Source organism: Calditrichota bacterium (assembly GCA_013152715.1).
Lineage (GTDB): Bacteria > Zhuqueibacterota > Zhuqueibacteria > Thermofontimicrobiales > Thermofontimicrobiaceae > 4484-87.
Window position 1 is genome coordinate 1 of the sequence record JAADFU010000200.1, and the last position, 11,357, is coordinate 11,357.

Consider the following 11,357-nt stretch of genomic DNA (forward strand, 5'->3'; position numbering starts at 1 on the left):
TGTGGTTTAATTTGGTTTTCATAATTTCTTTTATTTAACTATGAGTCCCCTCTAAAAAGCCCCTTTTCTCAAACCGCCAATTTGGCATTTTGGGGTAAGGATCGGGCATTTTTTTCAGCAATTGAAAGCAAAACGTAAAAAATATTTCGAGAATAAGACTTTTTTCGGTGTTCTTTGATAAAAAATAAAGAAAAGAGCAATAGCTCCTTTACTAATATGAATGACCAGTTGAAATTTTGAAATATTGGGAAAATTTCAACTGGTCATTCATATAAATTATTTTTATGTATAGCTTAACCTATTAATGTTAATAATGTTATCTATTTTTACTCTACGGAAAAGGGGGTAAAACTTAAAAAACCGTTGAAACGGTTGACGGATTTTTTCTTTAGCTTATCGAACACCATGATAAATCATAGTGATTATTCAAGGGAAAATTGAACCAGCACCGCATTTATTGTGATGTTAACAAAATATAAAATAAGTAGTTAACTGCTTCATTAGTTTTGTTGGTACTCACTCAATTTACTAAGTTTTCGGAATTGCTTCCCATCCCAGTGATAAAAAAACTTTAGTCCCCAATAAAGCAAAATGCAAAGCACTGCGTTGCTATGTCCAATTTAAAAATCGATTGAAAATTGCTTTTGCGGCTGTGGCGAGTTGGGATCATAGATTAGAATAGATGAACTGCACGGAACTTTTTCCTGTTGGTGAGGTGAAAATCAAGAATTTTGAACAGTATGGGTTGGGTGAATGTTTGAGAAGCAGAGATTTCTGGAAAAATATTCATTGACAGGCAAAGAGTTAGCGGGTTTAGGAATTTCCTGGCAAACACTGAATAAAATTTACGATCATTATGCTGGCATTCGGGATTCTCATTTGCCGACAGCAAAATATGTTGCCGGGGAATTGAGTCAGACACCGCATATTCATTTTGTAAAATATCGTTTGAAAGATCCGGATCATCTGATTGAGAAAATCATTCGTAAAAAGATGGAGCATCCGGAACTGCAAATCGATGAATTGAATTATTCCGAAATTATTACAGATCTCATCGGCGTTCGCGCCATTCATTTGTTTAAGCGGGATTGGATTTACATCCATAAATTTATCACTTCCACGTGGCCGCTGAAATCGGAGCCCAAAGCTTATGTTGGTTGCTCCACTGATGAGAAAATCATCCGCGAATATAGCAAAAATCACTGCATTGTCCGAACCCACCCTTATGGCTATCAGTCGATCCATTATTTGGTCATTTGCCAGAATAAAAAAGCGGAACAAATCGTGGAAATTCAGATGAGAACTATTCTCGAAGAAGCCTGGAGCGAAATCGATCACCAGATTCGTTATCCGTATCAGAGCGATGATCCGCTGATTTCGGAATACTTGAAGATTTTCAACGGACTGATTGAGCAGTTAGATCAAATGGGCGGCGTGATACGCTCGTTGAAAAATGGAAAGGCAAATGGGAAACTAATTTTAAACTCACCTCTCGGGAAGAAAAATAGGGAATGAAAAAATTTGACTCACTATTATTGGGACTTTAAAATTATTTTACCCATAATTATTTTGTCTTTTTTTGTTGCGACGCCTCGATATTAAAAAATGAAAAACCACAAAAAACGCTTGCTTATTTTAGAGAAATTTAGTATTCTTTGGTTTCTCTTAAATGACGGAATCGAGGGATAAAATGGGACAATATTCATCGCAAGCGAGGGTTCGGATTTGGTTTGGATTAGCCGCTACAATTACAGCGGGAATCGTACTGAGCAAATTAATGGAAAGCTGGATCGCCGGCTTGTTGCTCAGCATTCCGGTCGGGCTGGCGATCACGGTTCGCTGGGCAAAGGCGGCGATGAACAAAAATAAATCGTAACAAAAAAATTATCAGGCTTTTTTGTTGAGAGCGGATTTTTTATGATAAATGCAGGAGGAAGATCGATGGATGTCAAGTTAGACAGCCTGATTGAAAAGATCAGAAAAGAAGGAATCGAGGAAGGAAAAAAGGGCGCTGATGAGTTGATTCGCGACGCACAGAAAAAGGCGGAAAAAATTGTCGCCGATGCGAAAAAAGAGGCAGAGAAGATTGTTGAAGATGGGAAGGAACAGGCGGCACATTTTCAAGCTAATGCCGAAGCTGACATTAATCAGGCGGCGCGAGATACGGAACTGCTGCTGAAAGAGAAAATTTTGGCGACATTCGATTTGGTTTTCAAGCGGGAAGTGGACGCGACGCTGAAGCCTGATTTCATGGCTTCGCTGATTCAGAAATTAGTGACCGACTGGGTGAAAGGCCGCGACGTGGACGTGATTGTCAGCGAAGATGACAAAAAGAAATTGGAGACGCTGCTATTTAAAGGTTTGAAAAAGGAAATCAAAGATACAATTTCTTTGCGCGTGAGTCGTGAAGTGAGCAGCGGATTTCGTGTTGGCATTAAAGAAGATCAGGTTTTTTATGATTTTAGTGATGATGCAATAATTGACGTGATGAGATCGTTGATGAACCCGAAATTGAAAGAAATTCTGGACAGAAAAGATGGATAAATATTACTTCTTGGTGGCTGAGTTACCGACGTTATTTTTTAGCAAAGAACCGGAGCTTTCAGTTGAATATTTTTTGAGTGAAGCAGAAAAATGGATGTCGGCGCGAGATCTTCAAATTTTGTCTCGGGTTGACATTAATGATTATCTGGTGCACCCCAAAAGTCCCCGCGTTTTGCGAGATTTTCAACATTTTGAGTCAGCGCTCCGTACGGACCTGGCTCGATTTCGCGAAGAAAAAAAACAAAACATCGATTACAAACTCACCTCTGTCCCGCCATCTCTGATCAAAGAAGGAAATCCGCTGGAAGTTGAAATTAAGCTGTTGGAGTTGCGCTGGAAATTGCTGGATGAGATGCAGCGGGAACACCATTTCGATTTAGCATATTTGATTTTGTACTATCTGAAATTGCAGATTTTGCAGCGGTATGGTACATTTAATAAGGAAAAAGGATTGGAAAAATTTCAAAAGTTATACGAGGTAATTTATGAGTCAGGCGACAGGAAAGATAACGGGAATTAGCGGAAACATGGTGGCCGTTGCTTTTGACGGAAATATCATGCAGAACGAAGTGGCATATATTATTAAAGCTGAAGAACGTTTGAAATCGGAGATCGTCCGCATCGGCGACGGTGTGGCGTACTTGCAGGTTTTCGAGAGCACTAAAGGTTTGAAAGTCGGTGATGATGTGGAATTTAGCGGCGAGCTCCTCTCGGTGCAGTTGGGTCCCGGGCTTTTGGGACAGATTTACGACGGATTACAAAATCCGTTGCCCCATCTGGCGGAAAAGTACGGATTTTTCCTGCCGCGCGGCGTGGAATTGCCGCCTCTTGATGAAGAAAAGACTTGGGAATTTACCCCGGCAGTGAAAAAGGGGGACGTTGTGGTTTCGGGTATTCCTCTGGGCCATGTGCCCGAAGGAATTTTTCAACATGCGATCATGATTCCTTTTTATTTTTCCGGAGAGTTCACGGTGGAGTCGATTGCCGGTAAAGGAAAATATAAGATTACCGATAAAATCGCCGTCATCAAAGACGAAAAGGGTCACAAACATGATATCACGATGACATTTAGCTGGCCGGTAAAAATTTCTATTACTGCGTATCGGGACAAAATCGTTCCTACGGAGCCGCTGGTGACGCAGGCGAGAATTATTGACACTTTTTTTCCGGTGGCAAAAGGCGGAACTTTTTGTATCCCCGGTCCTTTTGGCGCGGGAAAGACAGTGTTGCAGCACATTCTCAGTCGTCATGCACAGGTGGACATTGTGATCGTTGCTGCCTGCGGCGAGCGCGCCGGTGAAGTTGTTGAATTGCTGCGAGAATTTCCCGAACTGGAAGATCCGCGCACGGGAAAAACTTTGATGGATCGAACAATTATCATTGTGAATACCAGTTCCATGCCCGTGGCGGCGCGCGAGGCATCGGTTTACACCGCAGTAACGCTGGGAGAATATTATCGACAAATGGGATTGGATGTGCTACTGCTGGCGGATTCCACTTCCCGCTGGGCGCAGGCGATGCGCGAGCTTTCCGGGCGATTGGAAGAGATACCCGGCGAGGAAGCTTTTCCGGCATATCTGGAATCGAGAATTGCTGAATTTTATGAACGGTCGGGATTGGTGGAATTGCACACCGGAAAAATGGCGAGTTTGACCATTGGCGGGACAGTGAGTCCGGCGGGCGGAAATTTCGAGGAGCCTGTAACACAGGCAACACTGAAAGTGGTCGGCGCCTTTCTCGGGTTGTCCAGGGATCGCGCCAATGCGCGGCGGTTTCCTTCGATTCATCCGCTGGAGAGCTGGAGTAAATACGATAGTTTTATTGATAAGCAAAAAATATTTGAATCTCAGGAAATGTTGAGAAGAGGAAATGAAGTCGGGCAAATGATGATGGTTGTCGGCGAAGAAGGCACGTCCATTGAGGATTTTCAAAATTATTTGAAATCAGAATTTTTGGACAACGTCTATTTGCAGCAAAATGCTTTTGACAAAGTGGACGCTGCGACGAGCAAGGACAGGCAAATTTATATTTTTGATAAAGTAAAGAGAGTTCTGGATACAAATTTTGCATCAAAAGACAAAGACGACGCGCGAAAGTTATTCAATCGCTTGCGTCAATTTTTCATTGATTGGAATTATATTGACATGGAGACGGCCGAGTTCAAAAAACAGGAACAGGCGATAGACGAATTAATAAAGGAGCACTCGGGAAATGAGAAAGGTTTATAATAAAATTTTACAAATCAGCGGCAATGTGATTGCCGTGAAAGCGAGCGATGTGAGTTACGAAGAATTGGCGGAAATAACGACGCGCCGCGGCAAATCTCTGGCTCAGGTGATCAAAATCGAGGCCGACATGGTTTCGCTGCAAGTTTTCGCTGGCAGCCGGGGCATTTCCGTGAATGACGAGGTGCGATTTTTGGGACGACCCATGGAAGTGACTTTCTCTGATGACATGCTGGGCAGAATTTTTGACGGCGCCGGCAATCCGCGCGACAAAGGGCCGCAATTGACAGATTTGCTGATTCCTGTGGCGGGTCCCAGCGTCAATCCGGCGAAGCGAATCATTCCTAAACGCATGATCCGCACCAATATTCCCATGATTGATGTTTTTAATTCGCTGGTTGTGTCCCAGAAATTGCCCATTTTTTCCATTTCCGGCGAGCCGTACAACGAGTTGCTGGCGCGCGTGGCAATGCAGGCGGAAGTGGATATGATTATTTTGGGCGGCATCGGCCTGAAATATGACGAGTACATGAAATTTAAAAATACGCTGGAAGAGGGAGGAGCCCTTTCTCGCTCCATATTTTTCATGAATACGGCGTCTGATCCTATCGTGGAAAGTTTGATGGTTCCGGATCTGGCGTTGGCTGTGGCGGAAAGATTTGCTTTGAAAGGCAAGGAAGTGCTGGTGTTGCTCAGCGACATGACTAATTTCTCCGATGCGCTCAAGGAAATCGCCATTACCATGGAACAGGTTCCTTCCAATCGCGGCTATCCCGGCGATCTTTACAGTCAATTGGCGGCGCGTTACGAGAAGGCAGTCGATTTTGAAGGAGCGGGGTCAATTACAATTTTAGCGGTAACGACTATGCCCGGCGACGATGTCACGCATCCGGTTCCTGACAACACGGGCTACATTACCGAAGGCCAGTTTTATTTGCACAACGGCTACATTGACCCGTTCGGATCGCTGAGTCGTCTGAAACAAAATGTCAACAGCGCGGATCGCAGTCGGAAAGACCACCGCGCGATCATGGATGGCATGATTCAGCTTTACGCTCAATACATGGAAACCGAGGAAAAACGCTCCATGGGTTTCCGTATGAGCGGTTGGGATCAAAAATTGCTCAAATATGGCACTCTTTTCAGAAAGGAAATGATGGATTTGTCCGTGAATATTTCGCTGGAACAAGCGCTCGATTTGGGCTGGCAAATTTTGGCGGAATGTTTTACGCCGGAAGAAACTCGTTTACGCTCCGAATTGATCAAAGAATTTTGGCCTGATAATTCCAAAGCAAAGGTAGCGAGCGATGGCGAAAATTAAATACACCAAAAATGAGCTCAAGGCGCAGAAGGAAAATCTGAAACGATTCACACGTTATCTGCCAACATTGGAATTGAAAAAAAAGCAACTGCTGGTAGAGATCCGCACGCGGCAAAATACAATTGATCAATTACAGTCGGAATTAGAGAGAATGGAAAAATCTGTCACCAAATGGGTGGATGTATTTGCCGAAGAAGTTGATTTGTCCCAGTTCTTCAAACTGAAAACCGTTCAATTAGGCGAAGATAACATCGCCGGAATAGACATTCCGGTTTTTGAAAAAGTCAATTTTGAAGATCGGGATTACAATTTGATGGACACGCCGCTCTGGGTGGATTCGGGAATTGACGCTGCCAAGGCGCAGATTCGCAAAAGGGAAGAGTTGAAAGTGGCCAACGAGCAGCTTCATATTTTGAACGAAGAATTGCGCATCACTATTCAGCGTATTAAATTGTTCGAGGAAGTCAAAATCCCTGAGGCGAAAGAAAATATTCGTACCATTCAAATTTTTCTGGGCGACCAGTTGACCGCGGAAGTCGTGCGAGGGAAGATTGCCAAGGCAAAGATAGAGAAGAAGAAAGAGGTGAGCCGCGTATGATTGTGAAGATGAAAAAAGTTGTGATTTTGCTTGCGGAACGCCATCGTGATTCAGCGCTCAAGAAATTACGCAAGTTGGGCGTTTTGCACCTGCAGCCGGTGCAGATGCCGATTTCCGATGATATTCAGATGCTTGAAAATAAAATCGAGCAAGTCGATCGCGCGCTCAAATTGATTTCTTCTGAAACTGATAAAGAGAAAAAGCTCAGCTTTGAAAAATCAGCGAGCGCAGTAGAGAAGATTTTGTCTCTGCATCAGGAACAGGAAAAATTGTCCGCGGAAAAAGCGGAATTGCTTCCGATGCGAGACTGGTTTGAAAAATGGGGCGCGGTCTCCGGCGAGTCGCTGAAGGTGCTGAAAGAAAACGGAATTCTTGTTCGTTTTTATCAGGCGGACAAAAAGGCGCTGAAAGAAATACCGGAAGATAAAATTGTTCACATTGCCCACGAAGATCAGGGAATAGTCTATCTCGCGCTCTTCGGCAGAGATGAAGATGACCGGATCGACCTGCGCGAGGTGCAAATTCCGGCGAAGGAATTTGTTGAAATTCAATCGCGAATTGCAGAGATTGAATCGGAGCAGAAAAAGATCGAGAAAGAGTTGAGTGAATTTGCTCGAAGTCGCGGTGCGCTCATTGAGTATCGGCAAAGTTTAGAAAAACAATCAGAAATCAGCCGAGCGAAATACAGCATGGGGGAAGTCGGAGAGATTGTTTATCTGCAAGGATTTTGCCCCATCGAAACAGTGGAGAAAGTGGAAAGCTTAGCCGAGAAAGAAGGCTGGGGCTATTTGATCGATGATCCCGACGAGCCGGCGGACGTTCCCACGCTGCTGCGAAATCCGAAATGGGTGGAGATTATCAAGCCGTTGTTTGATTTCATGGGAACGCTACCCGGTTACAACGAAAAGGACGTCAGTCTCGTTTTTTTGGCGTTTTTCAGCGTATTTTACGCCATGATTGTCGGCGACGCCGGCTACGGCTTGATTTTTTTGCTGGGCACGCTGTTTTTTGATTTGAAAAAGAAATCGAAATCGCGCGACTTTTTTCGGCTGATGTACCTGCTCAGCATCACGACCATTATCTGGGGCGTGATAACCGGCACTTACTTTGGCGCAGAAAAAATTTCCCAATTGCCATTTTTGAAAATTTTTATCATCAACGATATTTACAGCTTTAATCCGCGCTCGAGTGAATTTATCATGCAATTAACTTTTATCATCGGCGTCGTTCATTTGAGCATCGGACATTTGATGAGTGCATTTCAGCGGATAAATTCGCTCACAGCTCTGGCGGAAATCGGCTGGGTTTTGATTTTGGGGTCGGTCTATTTTATCGCCGACAATATTGTACTCGGCAGCGATCTCTCGGCGCTGACACTGCCGCTGTTGATTGCTGGCGTGGCATTGGTGTTGCTTTTTGCCAATTTTCAAAAAAATATTATCAAAGGAATTCTATCGACGCTGGGGAATTTACCGCTGGACATCATCAGCGCTTTTTCCGATGTTGTGTCCTACATTCGCTTGTTCGCCGTGGGATTGGCGACGGTGATTGTGGCGCAAAGTTTCAATCAGATGGCGCTTGGCTCCGGAATAAATTCAGTCGTGAGCGGCATTATCGCTGCGCTGGTACTGTTGCTGGGGCACGGCATCAATCTGGCGCTTTGCGGGATGTCGATTTTGGTACACGGCGTGCGTTTGAACATGCTGGAATTTTCCGGCCACGTCGGCGTGCAATGGTCGGGCAAGCCGTACCAGCCGTTCAAAGAATGAGTTTAGCGAGTTTTTTTGCAAATAAAAAGTGAAAAATAAAACTGCGGTGAATTCCGCGGTTGAAGGGTTCAACTATTGGATTGAAAGGAGAAACATAATGGTTGCAGGATTAGGAGACATGAGTTTGTCGTTGACGATTGCAGCGATTGGATCGGCGCTGGGAACAGGAGTCGCGGGCATGGCAGCTATCGGAGCCTGGAAACGCGCATTTCAACAGAACAAAGCAGCGCCGTTCATTTTGATCGCCTTTGCCGGCGCGCCGTTGACACAGACGATTTACGGAATGATTTTGAGAAACGCCATTCAGGGAGCGAATTTACCTGCGGAAAGCTATCTTTTTCAAATGTTGATCGGCTTCTTTGCTGGACTGGCAATGGGAATGTCTGCCTACATGCAGGGCAAAGCCGCCGCAAAAGCCGCCGACGCGCTCGCGGAAACGGGGAAAGGATTTGGAAATTATATCATGGTTATTGGAATTATTGAGACGGTGGCGTTGTTTGTGATGGTATTTACGATGACGGCGATACCGAAAGGATAAAAAAAGAACAAAATTTGTTGGCTCCTTCTTTAAATTAGGGAGGAGCCTTTTTTTTATTGGCAACAATGGGAAACAGCCACTTTCTGCATAAATCAAAGGCTTCTGCTTTTCCCTTCTCACTTGTTTTTCTGAATGATTCAAAGTAAAAATTATTTCATTCCTCATTATCGAGAATAATTGAAATTTTTCAAGTGCATCAACTTTTTTATTGTTTTCCCGATACCCCAAATTTTTACTCCACTTTCTACCACCAATATTTTTCCGGACAAGATTTATAGATATTACTCATTGAGAAATAATAAATTAATGAGCTTTTCATAGTAAGCTGACCGTCGTAAATATTAGAATTTGTCGGAAATGTTATTTATTTTTTATGGCAAAATAGAGGCAAAAATACCCAGAAAGTTGCCTTTATCATGGATTTTTGGAAAAAAAATTAAAAAAATAAAAATTTTACTTGACAATAAGGGAAAAAGTTAGTATAATATGGTAGAAAGTGGAGGCAAAGGGCGCAAAGTGGGTATAGTTCCCAGTACAAGATGCGAGAAAATTTATGGTCTATCTTAAAGGTAAACATGAAGTTACATTGGATGAAAAGGGAAGACTTATTCTTCCTTCAAAATTTAGAAAGCTAACTGTAGATGAATCGGATGGCCAATACATCGTTTATTTTGATGAAGAAGATTTATGTTTGAGACTTTATACGGAGAAACAATTTGACAAAATTTATTCGGATTATTTTAAAAATCTTTCTCCAAACGATAAATATCATCGTGAATTTCTGACTCGAATGGGTGAAAATTCAGAAAGCATCAAAATTGACAATCAGGGTCGAATCAAAATTCCTCAAAATCTTTTAAAATTGGCAAAGATCCAGAAACAAGTGCTGATAATTGGCGCTATCATTTATATTGAAATATGGGATCCGGAGACGAGGGCTAAGGTCAAAGAGAGCAGGGGCACAAAAGGGGAGATTGATGCAAAAGTAAAAAGAGATACCAGGGAAAAGTGAAAAAAAATAATACTCATATTCCGGTTTTATTAGACGAGGTTGTCAAGTATCTTGTGCATGACCCCAATGGCATTTACGTGGACGGAACGCTCGGCGGGGCAGGTCACAGCCGCGAAATTCTGCGTCACCTGTCGTCGGAGGGCCGCCTTGTCGGCGTTGATTGGGACGAGGATGCGCTGAAAATTGCTTCGCAGCGTCTGGTTGAATTTGGCGATCGTGCGCAGATTGTCAAAGGAAATTACGCTGATTTACCGAAAATTTTACAGCGGATCGGGATTGAGAGGGTCGATGGCATTTTGTTGGATTTGGGGATCAGTTCTTTTCAAATTGAATCGCCGAAAAGGGGATTCAGCTATTTGCTTTCCGGACCGCTGGATATGCGGATGTCACCATCTCTACCGAAAACTGCTGCAGAAATTGTGAATAATGAATCTTTAGAGAGCCTGATACGAATTTTCAAAACCTACGGAGAAGAAAGGCGGTCGCGGAAAATTGCCAGCGCGATTGTCGAAGCCAGAGCTCAGCGCCCGATTGAGCGCACTGATGAGCTGGCAAAAATTGTTTCCGCGGTCATTCCGGCCATTGATCGGATTAAAACGCAGTCGAGAATTTTTCAGTCAATTCGAATTGCGACGAATGCAGAGCTTGACAATTTGAAGCGATTTCTTGAGAATGTACTCGATTATTTGAATAAAGACGCGAGAATGGTCATCATCTCGTTTCATTCTTTGGAAGACCGAATGGTAAAGGAATTTCTAAAAAAACAGGCCAATCCCTGTGAGTGTCCCCCTGAGCTACCGGTTTGCGTGTGCGGAAAAACGCCGACGCTCAAAATCTTGACGCGTCGTGTGGTGACGCCGACGGCAGAAGAAATAAAAATGAATCCGCGTTCGAGAAGTTCAAAGCTCAGAGCAGCGCAAATTTTGTGAGGCAAAAATGCGAGGCAAAAATAAACCGGTGCGCCGGAAGTTGTACGATACATTTGAAGTTGTCAATGAAGGGCTGCAGCGTCCTTCTGTGAGTCTAATATCGATTTTGCTTATTTTGCTCGTCGCGATCGTTTTGCTTGGTTTCGTCTGGCAGAAAGTCGCCATCGTCAAATTAGTCACCGAAATCGATCAATTAGAAAAAGAAAGACAGAAATTGGAAGAAAATATCGGCACGCTGAATTCTCAAGCGCTGTCGCTTTCAGACGAGGATCGATTAGTAAAAATAGGAGTCAATGATCTACACATGATTTATCCGAAGACAGAGGTCATCGAGCAGGAAAATATTTATCAGGACAGTGATTTTAAAAGACTAACGCCTTAAATCCAACGCGGCACCGGAATTTAGTCGTAAGACTTTTTC

The 11,357-nt window shown here is 43.6% G+C and carries 12 protein-coding genes; all 12 read left to right on the forward strand.

Annotated features, from left to right (window positions below; translation table 11 throughout):
• The first annotated feature begins 753 nt into the window (after nucleotides 1-753).
• Complete coding sequence (locus GXO74_15815; GenBank protein ID NOZ63118.1) at nucleotides 754-1,515, forward strand: GTP pyrophosphokinase; 762 nt, start codon at nucleotides 754-756, stop codon at nucleotides 1,513-1,515.
• 175 nt (nucleotides 1,516-1,690) lie between these two features.
• Nucleotides 1,691-1,876: a hypothetical protein gene (locus GXO74_15820; protein NOZ63119.1), complete on the forward strand. Its 186-nt coding sequence runs from the start codon at nucleotides 1,691-1,693 to the stop codon at nucleotides 1,874-1,876.
• A 65-nt stretch (nucleotides 1,877-1,941) separates the two neighbouring features.
• Nucleotides 1,942-2,544, forward strand: coding sequence for a hypothetical protein (locus GXO74_15825; GenBank protein ID NOZ63120.1), 603 nt, complete (start codon nucleotides 1,942-1,944; stop codon nucleotides 2,542-2,544).
• A complete protein-coding gene (locus GXO74_15830; GenBank protein NOZ63121.1) occupies nucleotides 2,537-3,064 on the forward strand; it encodes a DUF2764 family protein in 528 nt (175 codons plus the stop codon). Before GXO74_15825 ends, GXO74_15830 begins: the two co-directional genes overlap by 8 nt.
• Nucleotides 3,030-4,772, forward strand: coding sequence for a V-type ATP synthase subunit A (locus tag GXO74_15835; GenBank protein ID NOZ63122.1), 1,743 nt, complete (start codon nucleotides 3,030-3,032; stop codon nucleotides 4,770-4,772). The genes GXO74_15830 and GXO74_15835 overlap by 35 nt, the downstream gene beginning before the upstream one ends.
• On the forward strand, nucleotides 4,756-6,090 hold the full coding sequence (locus GXO74_15840) for a V-type ATP synthase subunit B (protein ID NOZ63123.1): 1,335 nt from the start codon (nucleotides 4,756-4,758) through the stop codon (nucleotides 6,088-6,090). The genes GXO74_15835 and GXO74_15840 overlap by 17 nt, the downstream gene beginning before the upstream one ends.
• Nucleotides 6,077-6,688, forward strand: a complete 612-nt coding sequence (locus tag GXO74_15845) for a V-type ATP synthase subunit D (protein ID NOZ63124.1) — start codon at nucleotides 6,077-6,079, stop codon at nucleotides 6,686-6,688. The genes GXO74_15840 and GXO74_15845 overlap by 14 nt, the downstream gene beginning before the upstream one ends.
• Nucleotides 6,685-8,457: a hypothetical protein gene (locus GXO74_15850; GenBank protein ID NOZ63125.1), complete on the forward strand. Its 1,773-nt coding sequence runs from the start codon at nucleotides 6,685-6,687 to the stop codon at nucleotides 8,455-8,457. The genes GXO74_15845 and GXO74_15850 overlap by 4 nt, the downstream gene beginning before the upstream one ends.
• A gap of 97 nt (nucleotides 8,458-8,554) precedes the next feature.
• On the forward strand, nucleotides 8,555-8,995 hold the full coding sequence (locus tag GXO74_15855; GenBank protein NOZ63126.1) for a V-type ATP synthase subunit K: 441 nt from the start codon (nucleotides 8,555-8,557) through the stop codon (nucleotides 8,993-8,995).
• Between the two features lie 553 nt (nucleotides 8,996-9,548).
• A complete protein-coding gene (locus GXO74_15860) occupies nucleotides 9,549-10,007 on the forward strand; it encodes a hypothetical protein (GenBank protein NOZ63127.1) in 459 nt (152 codons plus the stop codon).
• On the forward strand, nucleotides 10,004-10,936 hold the full coding sequence (rsmH, locus tag GXO74_15865; GenBank protein ID NOZ63128.1) for a 16S rRNA (cytosine(1402)-N(4))-methyltransferase RsmH: 933 nt from the start codon (nucleotides 10,004-10,006) through the stop codon (nucleotides 10,934-10,936). Before GXO74_15860 ends, rsmH begins: the two co-directional genes overlap by 4 nt.
• Nucleotides 10,937-10,943: 7 nt before the next feature.
• Nucleotides 10,944-11,318: a hypothetical protein gene (locus GXO74_15870; protein ID NOZ63129.1), complete on the forward strand. Its 375-nt coding sequence runs from the start codon at nucleotides 10,944-10,946 to the stop codon at nucleotides 11,316-11,318.
• Nucleotides 11,319-11,357 lie beyond the last annotated feature (39 nt).